The 15,311-nt window shown below is 41.6% G+C and carries 18 protein-coding genes; 4 read left to right on the top strand and 14 right to left on the bottom strand.

All coding sequences use genetic code 11. The features are described 5' to 3' along the window. The first annotated feature begins 37 nt into the window (after positions 1-37). Complete coding sequence (locus ARCPR_RS03490) at positions 38-826, top strand: DUF63 family protein (RefSeq protein WP_012940099.1); 789 nt, start codon at positions 38-40, stop codon at positions 824-826. Here the strand turns inward: ARCPR_RS03490 and ARCPR_RS03485 are convergent. The 3 genes from ARCPR_RS03485 to ARCPR_RS03475 are packed head-to-tail and all read right to left on the bottom strand — an operon-like array spanning position 804 to position 3,452. Further along, positions 804-1,424 carry an SIS domain-containing protein gene (locus tag ARCPR_RS03485; protein ID WP_012940098.1) on the bottom strand — a complete coding sequence of 207 codons (621 nt, stop codon included), beginning with the start codon at positions 1,422-1,424 and terminating at the stop codon, positions 804-806. The genes ARCPR_RS03490 and ARCPR_RS03485 overlap by 23 nt on opposite strands. Before the next feature lie 41 nt (positions 1,425-1,465). Next, a complete protein-coding gene (locus ARCPR_RS03480; protein ID WP_012940097.1) occupies positions 1,466-2,467 on the bottom strand; it encodes a class I SAM-dependent methyltransferase in 1,002 nt (333 codons plus the stop codon). Then, on the bottom strand, positions 2,454-3,452 hold the full coding sequence (locus ARCPR_RS03475; RefSeq protein WP_012940096.1) for a 60S ribosomal export protein NMD3: 999 nt from the start codon (positions 3,450-3,452) through the stop codon (positions 2,454-2,456). The genes ARCPR_RS03480 and ARCPR_RS03475 overlap by 14 nt, the downstream gene beginning before the upstream one ends. A gap of 78 nt (positions 3,453-3,530) precedes the next feature. Here ARCPR_RS03475 and ARCPR_RS03470 point away from each other — a divergent pair, with 78 nt between their 5' ends. Then, positions 3,531-4,523, top strand: a complete 993-nt coding sequence (locus ARCPR_RS03470) for a sugar phosphate nucleotidyltransferase (RefSeq protein ID WP_012940095.1) — start codon at positions 3,531-3,533, stop codon at positions 4,521-4,523. On the opposite strand, the gene hxlB is transcribed toward ARCPR_RS03470, so the two are convergent. From hxlB to serA, 4 genes are read right to left on the bottom strand one after another with little or no spacing between them, the layout of a single operon-like run. Further along, positions 4,524-5,162 carry a 6-phospho-3-hexuloisomerase gene (gene hxlB, locus ARCPR_RS03465; RefSeq protein WP_012940094.1) on the bottom strand — a complete coding sequence of 213 codons (639 nt, stop codon included), beginning with the start codon at positions 5,160-5,162 and terminating at the stop codon, positions 4,524-4,526. After that, positions 5,134-6,018 carry a nucleotidyltransferase domain-containing protein gene (locus tag ARCPR_RS03460; RefSeq protein WP_012940093.1) on the bottom strand — a complete coding sequence of 295 codons (885 nt, stop codon included), beginning with the start codon at positions 6,016-6,018 and terminating at the stop codon, positions 5,134-5,136. The genes hxlB and ARCPR_RS03460 overlap by 29 nt, the downstream gene beginning before the upstream one ends. After that, complete coding sequence (locus tag ARCPR_RS03455; protein ID WP_012940092.1) at positions 6,015-6,590, bottom strand: HVO_0476 family zinc finger protein; 576 nt, start codon at positions 6,588-6,590, stop codon at positions 6,015-6,017. Before ARCPR_RS03455 ends, ARCPR_RS03460 begins: the two co-directional genes overlap by 4 nt. Before the next feature lie 2 nt (positions 6,591-6,592). Continuing rightward, positions 6,593-8,170 carry a phosphoglycerate dehydrogenase gene (gene serA, locus ARCPR_RS03450; RefSeq protein WP_012940091.1) on the bottom strand — a complete coding sequence of 526 codons (1,578 nt, stop codon included), beginning with the start codon at positions 8,168-8,170 and terminating at the stop codon, positions 6,593-6,595. Between the two features lie 74 nt (positions 8,171-8,244). Here serA and ARCPR_RS03445 point away from each other — a divergent pair, with 74 nt between their 5' ends. Together ARCPR_RS03445 and ARCPR_RS03440 are read left to right on the top strand one after the other, a co-directional pair. After that, positions 8,245-8,646, top strand: a complete 402-nt coding sequence (locus ARCPR_RS03445; RefSeq protein ID WP_012940090.1) for a DUF126 domain-containing protein — start codon at positions 8,245-8,247, stop codon at positions 8,644-8,646. Then, positions 8,618-9,619 carry a site-2 protease family protein gene (locus ARCPR_RS03440; RefSeq protein WP_012940089.1) on the top strand — a complete coding sequence of 334 codons (1,002 nt, stop codon included), beginning with the start codon at positions 8,618-8,620 and terminating at the stop codon, positions 9,617-9,619. Before ARCPR_RS03445 ends, ARCPR_RS03440 begins: the two co-directional genes overlap by 29 nt. Here ARCPR_RS03440 and ARCPR_RS03435 read toward each other — a convergent pair. The 7 genes from ARCPR_RS03435 to ARCPR_RS03405 are packed head-to-tail and all read right to left on the bottom strand — an operon-like array spanning position 9,557 to position 15,306. Then, positions 9,557-10,006 carry a hypothetical protein gene (locus ARCPR_RS03435; protein ID WP_012940088.1) on the bottom strand — a complete coding sequence of 150 codons (450 nt, stop codon included), beginning with the start codon at positions 10,004-10,006 and terminating at the stop codon, positions 9,557-9,559. The two genes, ARCPR_RS03440 and ARCPR_RS03435, sit on opposite strands and share 63 nt — an antisense overlap. Continuing rightward, positions 10,007-11,275 (bottom strand): serine hydroxymethyltransferase, encoded by a 1,269-nt coding sequence (gene glyA, locus ARCPR_RS03430; protein WP_012940087.1) that lies wholly within the window; start codon positions 11,273-11,275, stop codon positions 10,007-10,009. A gap of 10 nt (positions 11,276-11,285) precedes the next feature. Beyond that, entirely contained in the window at positions 11,286-11,636 is a 351-nt protein-coding gene (locus tag ARCPR_RS03425) for a sirohydrochlorin chelatase (RefSeq protein ID WP_012940086.1), read from the bottom strand. After that, positions 11,633-12,178: a ferredoxin domain-containing protein gene (locus ARCPR_RS03420; protein WP_012940085.1), complete on the bottom strand. Its 546-nt coding sequence runs from the start codon at positions 12,176-12,178 to the stop codon at positions 11,633-11,635. Before ARCPR_RS03420 ends, ARCPR_RS03425 begins: the two co-directional genes overlap by 4 nt. 31 nt (positions 12,179-12,209) lie before the next feature. Further along, positions 12,210-13,322, bottom strand: coding sequence for an ABC transporter permease (locus ARCPR_RS03415; RefSeq protein WP_012940084.1), 1,113 nt, complete (start codon positions 13,320-13,322; stop codon positions 12,210-12,212). After that, positions 13,316-13,978, bottom strand: a complete 663-nt coding sequence (locus tag ARCPR_RS03410; RefSeq protein WP_012940083.1) for an ABC transporter ATP-binding protein — start codon at positions 13,976-13,978, stop codon at positions 13,316-13,318. The genes ARCPR_RS03415 and ARCPR_RS03410 overlap by 7 nt, the downstream gene beginning before the upstream one ends. Continuing rightward, a complete protein-coding gene (locus tag ARCPR_RS03405) occupies positions 13,975-15,306 on the bottom strand; it encodes a COG1361 family protein (protein WP_012940082.1) in 1,332 nt (443 codons plus the stop codon). Before ARCPR_RS03405 ends, ARCPR_RS03410 begins: the two co-directional genes overlap by 4 nt. Between the last annotated feature and the right edge of the window lie 5 nt (positions 15,307-15,311).

The raw sequence follows: 15,311 nt of genomic DNA, 5'->3' as shown, positions 1-15,311 counted from the left end.
TCGCAACCCTTTAATTCCTCCAACATCTGCCTTTCTCATGATCTGGGATTTCATCAAGAAGTACTATATAGACTCAATAGTTTACAAGACCGGGTACAATCCCGTGAACACTGTAACTTGGGCAATCATTCTGATACTTGCGGTCTACGCGATTTACAAATATCTTTCAAAGCGTTTATCTTTCGACGAGAGATTTTTTATTTCAAATGTTCCCTACGTATTCTTTGGCTCATTTCTGAGGGTTGTTGAAGATGCCGGATTTCTGAAACCACCACTATCTTACTTTTTCATGTCTCCTTTCATCTATGTAGTTGTGTTCTGTATAGCCTTTCCATCACTCCTTCTAAACCTCAAACTTAGAAAAGAAAATTACTGGAAGCATCACTTTGCGTTAGGCGTAATCTTATCCGTTCTGACATTGTCATTCCTCTTGCTCAATCTGGAGATTATTCACATAGAAGTCCTTCCGATATCTGCAGCCATTGCAACATTCGCAACAGCACTCTTTTACCTCCCTGCAAGGTTCCTAGGATTGGATAAGCTGAGTATTTCTGTATTCTTCTCTCACATGCTCGATGCAAGTGCTACCTTTTACGGGATAACTTATCTGAACTACTGGGAGCTCCACGTAATTCCAAGACTGCTAATAAACCAGTTTGGTGCTTGGGTTTTAATCCCAACCAAGTTCGTAGTCTTTACATTAGTACTCTGGATACTCGAAAAGGAGAGAGATGTTCAGCTTAAAAACTTCATAAAGTTCGTGCTACTCGTCTTGGGTTTAGCTCCGGCAACGAGAGATATAACTAGGATGATTTTCTATGTATAGAATTTCTCTCATGCTCCTTTATCACGACATCTTTCGGAATTCCAAAGTACTCTCCTATGGCGTTTATTAAAACCTCCTGAAATGCGTAAGCAAGTAGTTCGAACTCTCCACCTCCATAGAACTCTCCAACAAACTGAGCTTCGAGATATTTCCATCCCTTTCTTTTTTCAAGTCCACCGGGGATAATTATAACCAAATCTGCCATCCTAGCTAAGCTTGAATCTTCGAAAGACGTTACCGCCACAACCTTTGCATTTGCATTTTTAGCTCTTTCAGCAACTATCAGAACTTCAGCAGTCTCTCCCGAACCAGAAAACGCTATTAGGGTGTCTCCCTCTTCAATCTTCTCCCTCACTTCATCGCCAACCCACCAAACTTTACAACCCAGAACTTTCTCAAAGTGCTTGAGCCTTATGGCAAAGCATAGGGCCACTGCCCCGCTTCTCCCAACACCGTAGACGTGAATGGCTTTCGAATCTTTTAAAATTTTTACAAATTCGTTCAATCTTTCCTTCTGATCCTCCAAAACTTTTGGGAGTACCTTCAAGAAGTCAACTATCTTGATCGCATTTTTAACAACGATATCGCCAAAATCCATGTGTATATGTTTCTTTCAAGATTATTTAATATTTTTCTCTTTCAGTAAACGTAAGCATCGACTACGACGTGTAGAACACCGGGAGAGTAGTTCTTTACTTTTCTGAAATTCTCTATTTTGACATTTTTACCTAAAGATTCGCAAGCACTCTTTATTCTTTCAATCGGCCTGTTAATTATTACTTCCGGTACGGATTCGTGATAGTGGATGTAGCCGTCACCCTTTAAAGCTTTAATCGCTACTGGCAGAAATTCGTGACAGAATATGTGTCCCATAACCACCCTATCAGCTACACCTTCTGGAGTTACATACATGGAATCTCCTAGTATCGGTATGACGTTTTTAACGTCATTTAACTCGATGTTTTCCAAGAGATAGAAGTAGGAATCTGGGTTTATTTCGATCGCGTATATTTTCTTGGCTTTAGTGTGAACAGCTATTGGTATCGTGAAGTAACCTATACCTGCAAACATGTCCACAACAACTTCCCCATCCTGAACAAGCTTGACTATTCTCATCCTCTCTCCCTGATTTCCTACACTGAACATAACCTTCGTAACATCTAGCTTGAAGAGACATCCGTTCTCTTTGTGGACGGTCTCACTTCCGCTACCGGCTATAAGCTCGACTTTCGGCTTTCTTAGCATGCCTTCTCTTCCCAAATCCCTCCATACAGACTTGCAACGCTTGTGAATACTCAGAAGAGTTTCTCCAATCAATTGCTTGTATTCTTCGAGTTCATCCGGTATCTTGATGAGTATAACGTCTCCAATTATTTTGTATCTCCTCGGAATGTAGTCCCAAAGCTTCCTAGGTATTTTCTCCTTCAAAATTTCATAAAGATCGGACTTCCTAGCGAAAACTGGCTCCTCTTGCTCAACTATCTCGTATTCTTTGAAATAATTCTCAAAACCATCGTATATTGGTATTTCAACGTAATCTCCTCTACAGACAACTAATCTATCTTTATCCTTTGCTCCAATCCTCTCAGCAAACTTTCTAACCTCCTCAGCCTTAAACTTGTGAACTCTAACCGCCTTCATACATCTCCTTTGGAATAGCGTAGAATCTTGAATCGTGCTCGAAGAAGTAAACCTCTTCACCTATTTCAACATTCCCAGTTTTCACAGCTTGCAAGACACCGCTCTCATTCGCAATCTCAACTATATACTCGTCATAATTGACAACAACGCCCTTTTCAAGCTCTTCTCTCCTTCTAACCACCTTAGGCTCCTTCAAATTCACACTGCTCAAGTTATCTATGTCTATGCCTTTATCCTTGCCAGTCACAATACATATCCTGCCATTATCCAAAACTATGTCACCGATTCTGTAGCAAGGTAATCTGACGGCAAACGTGTACCTGTATACATCTCTCCCATCAATCCTCGTATGCAACTTCCTGCTTTCAATCAATCTGCCACCTAAAGCCTTCACAATTTCCCTCGAAACCTTCCTACCTATGTTCTTGTCTCCGAAATAGAAGTCGATTCCCTCCTTTCTCTCAACTATCTTGCTGACAAAAGCCTTCTGATTATCGCTTTCCCTTTCCAGAACTCTATTTATTATGTCCTTAACTGTTTCAAGCTCATCTCTTTCAATCTCTCTGTCGTCAGCCCTTATTTGAACAATTGCTTCGTAGTATCCGCCCGATAACCTTGTGCACCTCTCACAAGTTCTACTCTTCAACCTGACTTCAACAATGCTCTCATCTACGACATCGTAACCTTCTACATTACCTACAAGCCTGATGATGTACTTACCAACTTCACCAGTTGTAAGAGGTTCGACTTCTAAGTGTTCTACATCGAATTGTGGGTGAATTCTAACGCTCGAATGGATCAATTCGAGTAAAGCTGATTCGAAGTCTAAATTCTCCCATCTTCTTCCAACCTTGAAATATCCACACTTCGGACATCTAACAACTTCGATAATGTCATCTACCCACGACAACTTATTTCTCTTCATGTAACAATCGATGCACATTCCATCTATTACCGCAGTATTTCCGCAGATCGCACACCTCATTGTAATTGATGAGTTGTTGTCACAACTATATAAGTCATTCGAGACGAAAGAATTTTTACCCATTGTACAACCTGCGATATGAACGTCGTCATAATGGCTGGCGGCTACGCAACTCGTCTCTGGCCCATCACCATGACGAAGGCGAAGCCGCTTTTACCAGTAGGCAGAAAGACAATAATTGATCACGTTTACGAGAAAGTTAAAAAGTTCGGTGATGTTTACGTTTCAACCAACAAAAGGTTCGAAGAAGATTTTAGAAGGTGGGCTGATGGAAAGGAAGTTGAATTGATAGTTGAAGAAACTACAAAGGAGGAGGAGAAGCTAGGGGCTGTTAGAGCCTTGGCTGAGGTTTCAAAGATTCTAGGTGATGAGATGCTCGTTGTTGCTGGAGATAACATATTCTCCTTCGAACTAGACGGTTTTGTAAATTACTACAAAGAGAAGAAATCGTGCGTTGTCGGTTTGTACGACGTAGGTGATTTGGAGCTCGTTAAAAGGTACAGTAGTGTCGAAATGGAAGGAGAAAGGATTGTAAGATTTTACGAGAAACCAAAGGAGCCAAAATCCACTCTTGTAGGAATTGCCCTCTACGCATTGCCAAAGGAAGCTATTGATCTTCTTCAGGAGTACGTAGCATCCAATATGCACAGTGACAACCTTGGTAGCTTTATATCTTGGTTGTGTGAGAAAACGAATGTATACGGCTATTCGTTCACAGGGCTCTGGCACGATGTTGGTAATGCCGATTCGTATTTGGAAGCTTTGAGGTTCTACATGGAGCATTACGTGGATGAAAATGCTGAGATAGATAGATACGCTAAGGTAATTACACCAGTTGTTATCGAAGAAAACGCGAGAATTAAGGGAAGATCGATAGTCGGTCCCTACGCCTACATTGGTGAGGGTTGTGTAGTTGAGAATACCGACGTGAGTGAGTCAGTTATCTTCAAGAACTCTGTTGTCAGAAACGCGAAGATTTGGAGGACGATAATCGACGAGGACTGCGAGATAAGAGGCATTGACCTAAGTAACTCTATCATAGGTATGCATGCAAAGATTCAGAGGGGATAACTACTCTAAAACAGCGTGTCTCTCAGCCAAGTCCTCTTCGGTCAACTGCTTCAAATTCATTATCTCTGCAACGAGTCCATCCAGAAATATCAGAGCTGTAAGTTCAAATAGAGTACCTAATGGGGCGAGCTTTGATAATTCGTGATTTCTTTCGTATTTGTCCTTACCCTTGAGAACTATTACTATGTCGCTCATCTTTGCCAAAGTCGATTCAGGTCTCTGAGTTATTGCTACAAGCTTTGAACCTATATCCTCCTTCGCCCTTCTACTTATGTTCACAACAGAGAGCGTTTCACCCGATCCAGATATTGCAATTAGTAGGTCTTCTGGCTTAATCCTCGGAGTTACAGTCTCACCAACGACATAGACGTTGTAACCTAAATGCATCAGCCTCATTGCGAAAGCCTTTGCAACAAAGCCACTTCTACCGGCGCCCATAACGAATATGCATCTCGCATTTTCCAAAGCGGATATAAACTCCTCTATTTTCTTAAAATCCAAGTTACTCTTGATATTCTGCACGTGCTCACACACTTTATCCAAGAATCTTATCAAGGTCTCACCCACCACCTGCGATCCCCCCTGTGCCAAGATACTTGAGAATTTCGATTTATATTCGCTTCCACATCTCGAAGTCATCGATCATCCCCTCCCTTTCAAGTAAGGTTAGCGAAACAACGTACTCATCTTCAATATCTCTTCTACTTCCAATAATAACTACCTTCCTACCATTAATAATTTCGAGTATTCCGCGAGCTTCTATAAATTCTCCCTCGAAAGCTTGACCGACGAATGTGTGAGTGTAACATAAGATATCACAGTCAGGGAGTTTGTAAACTGCAGGATATTCAAAAGGCCTAGCTTGAATGACCTTCCCTCTAACTTCAACTTTTCCAACCTTCTCGCCCTTAACAATATTAGCATCTCTACCAGCATAGAGTATATCAAAACTAACACCGTCGATAATGGCCTTATTGTACTTCCTTCTCTCGTGAACAACAAAAATCTCGTACGGGAGCGCCACGTTTCTTTTTTCATAAACTTTTTCGAGGTCAGGACTCTCCAAATCTCCTTTCTCCAGACCCTTCCTTATTTTCTCCCTTCCAACATTAAAGCATTCGTCGTAAAGAACAAAATCAACATCCGAATCTTCCTTGGACAGTCCTATAAGTCTCGATCCAGTTACACCCATCTTTTCGAGGTTAAAGAAGTTTGCAACCTTTTTAACGCATTCATCCCTCTCGCAAATCTCTGGCAAGAGTTTCATAGCATCGTAATGTTTCTCAACTCTCTCTAGCGGAATGTAGTGCAGTCCATCGTTGTAGAACTCTCTAAGATATCTGTAAGCTTCCGAATGTTTGATCTTCCTGTAAGTATTTTTGCCTCTTACTCTATCGCCGTTTGGAACGTATCTAAGGACACATATTATTTTATCTCCACCTTTTAAGACTGAGAATAAGTGATTATCGACTTCAATAAAGTCTCTGAATCTCATACCTTCCTTTCGAATATGGCATATATTCTCTTTATTTCCTTGGCTTTTGCCCTGTCACCTCTCTTCTTCAAAAGTTTTCCATCGAGCTTTTTTATCCTCGTTATTCTGAATATGAAGTTGTCAATGTTTATTCTCTCTCCCACTTCAAACTCAGTTTCGCCGGTAGTTCTCATCTTGTAAGGTGTTGTTACCGCACCCTTGTGCAAACTGAACTTCACATCGACCTCGCTGACGTTCCTTAACCAGACTGTATAGACATCCTTTGCCTCCGCAATTTCAACTCTCTTTCTATCTTTGAGTTCCAAAGCCGTTATTTCCCCCACTTTAACTTCCTCTCCAGTCTCTACTACGACCTCCTCCCCAACCCTGAGCATCTCGCTCTCCTTAGCCCTAACTCTACCCACTTCGCTTTCTCCGCTGGTACTTATTATCGCCTTTATTTCGATCTCTCTCTCAGGAATTATCTGCCTCACACTACCGCAAACCCTACACCTGTACAGATTCTTCTCGGGCCTTATGAGTTCGTGTTCCGTTTCATCTTCACAAACATCACAGTATTCGACTACCTTCATAATCACAAGTATACATAAGTCGCGTCTATTATACCTTCAAGTTCGACCATCTTTTTAAGAATTTCTTCAGTTGGAGGATCATCCAGAAGCAGTAGCATCAGCTGGATTCCGCCTGGTTTATCACCGTATCTCCCAACGATCATTCCAGCTATGTTTATGTTGTATTTACCCATCAGTGTCCCCACCCTACCTATCACTCCCGGCTTGTCCTCGTGCAGGGATATTACATAATGTCCTTTCGGAACAAAATCTACCTTGTACTTGTCTATCCTTAAAATTCTGCACTCCTCTCCAACGCATGTACCCTCGATGTAAATCTCCTTACCGTTGCTAACGGTAACCTCTATCGTGCTTGGGTATACGTGTGATTCCTCAATCTTGCTCTGCTCGACAACTATTCCCCTCTCTTTGGCAACTATCGGCGCAGAGACTATATTTACTCCGGATAGTATTTGGCTGAGCAGACCCTTGAGTAGTGCTCTCGTAACAATCTCGGTGTTCCTCTTCGCAATTTCACCTCTGAAGGTAATCTTTACCTTATTAAAGACTCCGTTCAACCTAGCACATGCAATCTTACCAATCTTCTCAGCTAGCTCAACGAAAGGCATGAGGAAGTTATAATCCTCTGGAGCTATACTTGGGAGGTTTACGGCGTTTTTGACAGGTAATCCCTTGAAGAAGTTGACAATATCTTCTGCTACGGTCATTCCAACCATCATTTGGGCTTCTCTCGTTGAAGCACCTATGTGAGGCGTAGTAACAACATTTTCGAGCTTCAAAAGCGGATTATCCTTATCTGGGGGTTCCTTCTCGTAAACGTCTAAAGCTGCTCCAGCGACCTTTCCGCTAACCAAAGCATCGTAAAGAGCTTTTTCATCTACAATTCCACCCCTTGCAGCGTTGATTATGTAAACTCCATCTTTCATAATTTCGAATTCCTTGTAAGAGATCATTTTTTCAGTCTCTTTAGTCTTCGGAACGTGTATTGTTATTATATCGGAATTTCTTAACAATTCCTCCAAGCTCACAAGCTTAGCTCCAACGCTTTTAGCTCTCTCCTCACTAACGTATGGGTCATAAGCCAGTATGTTCATCTCAAAACATCTCATCCTTTTAGCAACTTCGTAACCTATCCTACCTAAACCGACTATTCCCAGAGTCTTACCCCTAAGCTCAATACCTACAAACTTTTTCCTCTCCCATTTACCCTCCTTAACGCTCCTATCCGCTTGAGGGATCTTTCTGGCGATTGATAAGATTAAACCTATAGTGTGCTCAGCTGCGGAAACGCTGTTCCCTCCCGGGGCGTTAACTACAACTATACCTTTCTCAGTTGCGTAATCGACGTCTATGTTGTCTACACCAACACCAGCTCTTCCTATTATTTTCAACTTCTTTGCTCTATCAATTACATCTCTCGTAACCCTCGTTCTGCTCCTTACTATCAGCGCGTCATAATCCTGTATAACTTCAAGCAGTTCCTCATGTGAGATGTCAGTTTTGACATCTACTTCCAATCCATTCTTTTTCATGAAGTCTATAGCCTCTTCTGCAATCGGATCAGCTACGAGTACTTTCATCGCACAGCATACGATGTCTTGATTATAAGGCTTACTTCAACAACAGTTTTAAGTCAAGAGTATCGCCTTAGGCTGTGAGAATTAGAGGAAGGGTAATATCCAAGGGCTATGCGGAAGGAGAGGTTATTGTCAGTAGAAGGAAGTTCTCATTCTTAGGGGATGTGGACGTTGAGAGTGGCGTTGTTGTTGCCGAGGATAGTGATATAAGTGGAGAAAGGATAGCAAACAAGATCTTCATCTTTCCGCACGGTAGAGGATCTACAGTTGGAACTTACGTCCTTCTTAGGATGAAAAAGAAGGGAACTGCACCTAAGGCGATAATAAACATTGAGACCGAACCTATAATTGCAGTTGGAGCAATAATAGCTGAAATTCCGCTTATGGATAAGCTGGAGATAAATCCTCTTGAAGTATTTGAAAGTGGAGACTTTGCGGTTGTGAATGCGTATGAAGGATACGTTGAGAAGAGAGATTGAGAGGTTTGCAATAGTCTACCATGTTGAAGAGAAGGGAGATGTTGTAAGGTTTCACCTTCAGCCAATAGACTTCGAAGGCTTGAAAAGGCTGTTAGAGGATTTAACTACAGATTACGATGTAAGAGTTAATTCTAAGTTAGGTCAGTTCGTAATCGAGTTGAAAAGGTATAGAGAAAGAATCTGGATAAACTTAGTCCTTCTCATAGCAACATTCGCATCAACGACTGTGATGGGTGCTGGGATGTTTGAAAGATTCGATTTAATTGGAGGGATAACGTATTCTGTTGCTATAATGTTTGTTCTCGGATTTCACGAGATGGGCCATTATATCTTTGCAAGAAAATGGGGAATGAGGACATCTCTACCATATTTCATACCCTTTCCAAGCATTATAGGTACTTTGGGAGCAGTTATAAAGCATAGAGGTAGAATTCCGAACAGGAAGGCTCTGTTTGATGTTGGAGTATCTGGCCCCCTTTTTGGAATATTCGCATCGATGCTTGTAACTTACATAGGCTTGAAAATGGAGTTCAAACCGATCTATAGAGGCGAATTTACGCTCATGCTCGGAACTCCACCACTGTTTGAAGCGATTGCAAGGCTTGCCGGGTTTAACGGGACTTACATACATCCCGTAGCTTTTGCTGGTTGGGTTGGCATGTTTGTTACTTTCCTTAACCTCATACCCGTCGGACAGCTCGACGGAGGGCATATATTGAGGGCGATGATAGGTGAAATGGCTGAAGACGTTTACAAAATTCTTCCGATAATCTTGATAATTCTAGGTCTTGTAACGAATTCATCTCTGTGGCTTTTTTGGGGTTTTATAACGATGTTTTTTGCTATGCAGAGACATCCAAAGCCGATGGTTGATGAACCTATAGATTTGAAGAGATATGTGATAGGAATTTTAACTTTCGCTCTCGGTCTTGCCTGCTTCACTCCCCATCCCTTCAGCGTTACTAAAGGCTAAGATCTTTTTGGCATTCAGCTTCCCGATCTTGGAATTACCATCTATGATTATATTTTCATCAGCCTCAACTTCTCCGATCGTACAGCCCTCAGCTATCTGAACGTTCCTAGCTTTAACATATCTCCCCATGCATTTGGACTGAATTAAGGCAAAATCGCTCGCTATTATTCTATTAAACCTCGTGCATGCACCTATAACCGCCTTATCGCACAGTATATCACCCATTACGACGCAACCCTTTCCAAGATAAACTTCTTCAGCTTCTATATTACCCCAAAATATAACTCTTAGCCCCGCTAAAATCCTTCCACTAAATCTTAAATGCCTTGTAACTACGCTGTCGTTCTTGATCAGAGCCACACCTTTCTCCTTATCAACCAAATACATTTACACCACCTTCGGAAATTCATAAGCTGGACACTCCTCGAAAGTATACTTGACTGTTAAGAAGTTGGATTTGAACTCTTTGATTTCGTTTTTGATATCTTTGATAGGTTTTTTATCCTTCAGAGCCATGTCTATGAACCTTGCAATCTCCCTCATCTCATCCTCCTTCATCCCCAACCTCGTTACTTCCTGTACTCCTATCCTTATCCCAGATGGATTATCAGCATTTTTTACGTCATCCCAAGGTAGAAGGTTCTTGTTGAGTATTATGCCGCACGATTCAAGCTTCTTCGCTACGTAATCTCCTCCTCCAAAATCTGAAACATCGACAGCTACCTGATGAGACTTGGTGAATTCCAAGTGAGGGCAAAGGACGTTGTAACCTAGGTTGTAAAGTTCCTCAGCGAGAGCTTTAGCGTTTCTGACAATCTGCCTTGCGTAGTCCCTTCCAAATTCCAGCATCTCTATGCAAGCCATTGCATATCCAGCTAAACTGTGTATGTGGTGATTGCTGACTACACCGGGAAAAACGCCATGATCAATCTTCTTTGCAAGCTCTTTTTTACACATGATTACGGCTCTTTGGGGACCGGGGAATGTTTTGTGAGTTGAAGCTGTTACGACGTCAGCTCCCTCCTTAATAGGATCCTGAAACTCCTTCCCAGCTATCAACCCCAAAACGTGACTGCCATCGTACATTACCCTCGCTCCCACCTCATGCGCTACCTCAACCAATTCCTTCACAGGATGTGGGAAAAGGAACAGACTCGCTCCTAAAACGAAAACCTTTGGTTTTTCGTCCATCTTTTCAACCTTCCTCTTCGTAGCATCGACATCTATATTCATGTTATCGACATCGAATGGATAGTGCTCAACCTTCAAACCTCTAACTCCAGCAGCTGAAAACCTGTCGTGTGATATGTGCCCTCCATCTGGAACTGAGACGGATATTATTGTGTCACCGGGATTAGTCAGAGCGAAAAATGCTGCTAGATTGGCCGTTACTCCAGAAATGGGTTGAACGTTTGCATGCTCACAACCAAAAAGTTTCTTGGTTAGCTCAACAGCAAAAGCCTCAAGCTCGTCCATGTACTTACAACCCTGATAAAACCTCTTTCCGATCCAACCCTCCGCATACCTGTGCCCAAAATCGCTGAGGTAAAATCTCCTCACGGCATAACTTGTCACATTCTCGCTGGCTATTAATGGAATGGAGTACTTGAAAAGCTCGTGATGGTTTTTGGTAATTTCCATGAGTTTCTCAAGCATGCGGGATTGTTTACTCAAAACTTAAAACGTTTATCCTTCTCAGAGCAGAGATTAGGATTGCGTAGGTTACGAGTTCACTCTCCCCGATGGGATCGCAGATAACAACCTTGTCACCAAATTCTGATAAGGCTTTCTCGATTTCTCTCAAGTGTTCTCCGTACGCTATGAACAGAGGAACTACCAGAACTTTTTTGCTCCGCATATCCCTTAAAACATCTGTAAGCTTTGGCTCTTCTATTACGTACGCTGTTCTAACTTCCTCAAATATTCCCAGCTTCTCTAATCTCTCTCTGTGCATCTCGACAACTTTTCTGTAATCGGGCAAGTTACTCCCATGACCCAAAATTATCAATCCGATCATTTTCGATCAAAGAACGGATTCTTACCCGTACAAGCCAAGGGAATCCCCAAGGCTACGGTTGATTTAACTATACCAAGCATTTTCGCGACAACTCCAATTCTGTATATTATTCTATTATCAACGTTAATAATACTCGCTAACTTCACAGCAGAACCTAGTGCAATTCCTAAATCCAGTATTTTGAAAACACAGTTTGGCCCGTCGTAATCTCCCTTAACCCTAACTGCATTCTCAAATTCCTTACAGTCTCTGAAGCCGCATGCTGAACAGTTCAATCCTAAAGATTTGTCTCCCTTAACGCCAATTACTAGAATCCCTTCAGCCTTCTTCAAGCTTTCTCCGTCTCTCTTCCATCCTTCACCTTTCTCCTTAGCCAACTCTATCATTTTATCGGCAATTCTATCCTTGTCTTCACCACTCACATATACTATCTCCAAATCGTCTATACCCTTTGATTTTGGTGCAGTTCTTGCTGAAATGGCCATGAGAAGGGCAGAAATTCTTACCGCTTCGCTTCTAAGGTTTTCCTCTTTCTCGATCATGGTGGAAAAATATCATACACTGTTAAAAACGTTACTCGTATCTCAAGGCTTGAATTGGTTCAAGACGTGAAGCTTTCCAAGCTGGATAGAGTGCGCTTAGTACGGCTGTAGCGGTTCCGAATGATATTCCTAATACAACGTAAAAGACGGAAGAAGGTTGAAAAACGTATTTGGTAGTCTTTAGAATGAGCATATCTATCACGTAACCACCCAAGAAGCTTAAACAACCGCCAATAATACTACCTATTAAACCTAAAATTAGAGCTTCGGTTAGGAAGAGCTTGAGTATGGTTTCTCTGTACGCACCAATAGCTCTCATAATTCCTATTTCTTTCGTTCTTTCGATTGTTGACATCAACATTATGTTCAAGATGCTCACACCAGCTACTAGAAGTGATACGCCAGCTATCGCCATAAGAAAGAGTGTTATCTGAGCAAAAGCTCTGTTTATACCTTCTATTATGCTCCTCATCTCGAAAACCGAAACCTTGCTCTCCTTTCGGTTTATCACGCTCTTGATGTACTCTTTGAGATTGTCTATGTTTTCTATCTCATCTACCTTTACTATTACCATGGTGTATCCTTCTTTATCGAAAAGCTTGTCGAAGTCTTCCGTGGGCAGTATTATGGCAAAATTCGGATTGATATCGAATCTCGCCTCTTGCCTCAAAATCCCCCCAACCCTGAATTCCCTTCCTTCTATCTCGATCTTAGACCCGACTCTAAGCTTAAAATACTCTGCAACATTACTACCAACTAAACATCCTTTATAACTACCTTCCTCAACCTCAAAAAACTTCTCAGCATCCTTCGAATCAATTCCGTAAACTGTCAAATATGTTTTCTTGTCCTTATAGCTAACTAAAGCGGAATCGCTCTTGATTGGTAATATCTCAGCATAAGTAATTCGTTTTAGTTTTTCCAAAGTTTTTTCGTCTATGGATGTGTAACCATGAGTGTAGTCTGGCATAATGATAACTTCGTTAGCTATATCCTTGAAGTTTTCAAGAATGGAGGCCTTTAAACTCTCACCAAATATCCCAATCGAGCTTATTGCCATCACGCCGATAATTATCCCAACAATCGCTAAAGCACTCCTAACTTTGATCCTCTTAAGGTTTCTCAGAGCCAACTCAATCAGCATATCGCACCATCCCTAATCGTTATTACTCTGTCAGCGTAAACCTTAAGTGAGGGATCGTGAGTTGCTAAGACGACCGTAACTCCTCTTTCGTCATTCAGCCTCTTGATAATATCCATAACAACTCTACCGCTTTTTGTGTCGAGGTTTCCAGTAGGTTCATCGCACAAAAGAATGGAAGGTCCATTAGCTAAAGCCCTTGCAATTGCTACTCTCTGCTGTTCCCCGCCACTCAACTCGTTGGGCTTTCTGTTAAGCTTATCGCCCAAACCTACCAAGGACAGAAGTTCTTTGGCCCTCTTTACCCTTTCAACTTTAGGAATACCTTTAAACACCATCGGCAACTCAACGTTTTCCAAAGCCGTCAGAGTAGGTATTAAATAATATTGCTGAAATATGAAACCGATTTTGTCTCTTCTAAGTTCGGTTAGCTGTTTATCGTTAAGCTGAGATGTGTTGAGCCCATCTATTAGTACCTCGCCTCTAGTGGGCTTATCTAAGCAACCCATGAGATACAGTAGCGTAGATTTTCCACTGCCAGATGGGCCCATTACGATGACAAACTCTCCATCTTCGATTTTGAGATTTATTCCTCTCAATGCAGTAACTTCGTGCAATCCCACCTTGTAAACCTTGTAGACGTCAATTAGCTCGATCATTTTCTTCTCCACGCCAAGACTATTAGAAGTATAACGAAAACTAGAACACAGACACTAACTCCGATTGCGACATAGTCTGTCTCGCTCGAAGTCTTTACGTTAAAACTTTCCATTGGGATTTCTACAACTTCTTCCGTCTCAAGAATTTCTCCAACCTCGTTGCTCCACTTTAACTCCAGAATAATGACTCTCGAGTGATTTTTGAATGTGAATTCGAACGTATCGAAGTCTGAAGGTTCCAAGCTGTCTATATAATACGTTTTAGTAACTCCATTCGAATTTGCAATGACGTAAATGTTGTAAGCTTCGCTCTTTCCTACGTTACAAACTTCCCCGGTCAAAGTTAATCCGCTTAAACTCCTTTCAATTTCGATACCGCTGAACTGCAATGCCGTTTCGTTCATAACTCTTATCGTGAGCAATTTATGTTCGTAATGAATATTACCGAACTCGTCTTTGTATCTAACGTCTACCCTGATTATCTTTTCACCCGATGTTTCCGAATAGAAATCGAATTTAACTCTAGCAACTTCGCTCGACTTCAGTACAGGAATTTGGAATTGCTTTTTCGAAAAGTTGGCAGTCACCTCTATTGAGTAGATTGTATCTCCCCTTAAGTTGGCAACCTCTACATCGATTGGGATTACATCTCCTATCGTAGTTGCATGATACTTCGGTGTAACGTTCAGCACTACGCCCTTACTACTCATATAGCTCACATTAACTGTTCTAACCACCTCATGGTAGTTTTTCCCGTTGTAAAAGCTGATCTTGAACTTCAAAGATTGAGGTTTCGTAGGTTCAAACTTGAAGGAGCCTTTCCCACTCTGAACGGATATTATTTGAGGGTCTGCTTTGAAAAGCGGTTGAACTACAACGTTTCTTATGTCAAGTGGAGAGATCACAGTAAAATGAACTGTGTTTACTTCATTGAGCGTGAGTATTGTCTTATCTAAAACTATCTCGGGCATTCGATCGAGAACTCTGATCGTTATCGATTGCTTTATAGTCCCATTTAATGTATGAACGTAGGCCGTTAGCGTGTAAGTTCCGCTCTCCTTGGCCTTTATCGTGAAAGGAAACTCGTAGGTATAGCCAGTTGATATCCAGCCTACTCCTGATATTGAAGAGGGCGTAACCTGAACTTCTGTAGGAGAAATCAAGGTTATTCCGCTAACGTATGTATCGTGTTGGGCTGTAAACGTTAACTTGCAATCCGCAACATCGTTAGGTAGTAGAGTTTGAGGTGTTATCTCAATTTTCACTATTTGGGCCGATGCCGTTTGAATTATCGCCAGTAGAATCAGAATCGGTAGGATTTTTTTCATGGAAG

Origin of the sequence: Archaeoglobus profundus DSM 5631, assembly GCF_000025285.1 — an archaeon.
Taxonomy (GTDB): Archaea; Halobacteriota; Archaeoglobi; order Archaeoglobales; family Archaeoglobaceae; genus Archaeoglobus_B; species Archaeoglobus_B profundus.
The sequence above is the reverse complement of the archived record's forward strand: the minus strand, read 5'-3'. Positions and strand labels throughout refer to the sequence as shown.

Bases quoted from the DNA above. Each gene is read 5' to 3' on its own strand.
- ARCPR_RS03490 (WP_012940099.1), top strand. From the start codon at position 38: ATGATCTGGGATTTCATCAAGAAGTACTATATAGACTCAATAGTTTAC.
- ARCPR_RS03485 (WP_012940098.1), bottom strand. From the start codon at position 1,424: ATGGATTTTGGCGATATCGTTGTTAAAAATGCGATCAAGATAGTTGAC.
- ARCPR_RS03480 (WP_012940097.1), bottom strand. From the start codon at position 2,467: ATGAAGGCGGTTAGAGTTCACAAGTTTAAGGCTGAGGAGGTTAGAAAG.
- ARCPR_RS03475 (WP_012940096.1), bottom strand. From the start codon at position 3,452: ATGAGGTGTGCGATCTGCGGAAATACTGCGGTAATAGATGGAATGTGC.
- ARCPR_RS03470 (WP_012940095.1), top strand. From the start codon at position 3,531: ATGAACGTCGTCATAATGGCTGGCGGCTACGCAACTCGTCTCTGGCCC.
- hxlB (WP_012940094.1), bottom strand. From the start codon at position 5,162: ATGACTTCGAGATGTGGAAGCGAATATAAATCGAAATTCTCAAGTATC.
- ARCPR_RS03460 (WP_012940093.1), bottom strand. From the start codon at position 6,018: ATGAGATTCAGAGACTTTATTGAAGTCGATAATCACTTATTCTCAGTC.
- ARCPR_RS03455 (WP_012940092.1), bottom strand. From the start codon at position 6,590: ATGAAGGTAGTCGAATACTGTGATGTTTGTGAAGATGAAACGGAACAC.
- serA (WP_012940091.1), bottom strand. From the start codon at position 8,170: ATGAAAGTACTCGTAGCTGATCCGATTGCAGAAGAGGCTATAGACTTC.
- ARCPR_RS03440 (WP_012940089.1), top strand. From the start codon at position 8,618: ATGAAGGATACGTTGAGAAGAGAGATTGAGAGGTTTGCAATAGTCTAC.
- ARCPR_RS03435 (WP_012940088.1), bottom strand. From the start codon at position 10,006: ATGTATTTGGTTGATAAGGAGAAAGGTGTGGCTCTGATCAAGAACGAC.
- glyA (WP_012940087.1), bottom strand. From the start codon at position 11,275: ATGCTTGAGAAACTCATGGAAATTACCAAAAACCATCACGAGCTTTTC.
- ARCPR_RS03425 (WP_012940086.1), bottom strand. From the start codon at position 11,636: ATGATCGGATTGATAATTTTGGGTCATGGGAGTAACTTGCCCGATTAC.
- ARCPR_RS03420 (WP_012940085.1), bottom strand. From the start codon at position 12,178: ATGATCGAGAAAGAGGAAAACCTTAGAAGCGAAGCGGTAAGAATTTCT.
- ARCPR_RS03415 (WP_012940084.1), bottom strand. From the start codon at position 13,322: ATGCTGATTGAGTTGGCTCTGAGAAACCTTAAGAGGATCAAAGTTAGG.
- ARCPR_RS03410 (WP_012940083.1), bottom strand. From the start codon at position 13,978: ATGATCGAGCTAATTGACGTCTACAAGGTTTACAAGGTGGGATTGCAC.
- ARCPR_RS03405 (WP_012940082.1), bottom strand. From the start codon at position 15,306: ATGAAAAAAATCCTACCGATTCTGATTCTACTGGCGATAATTCAAACG.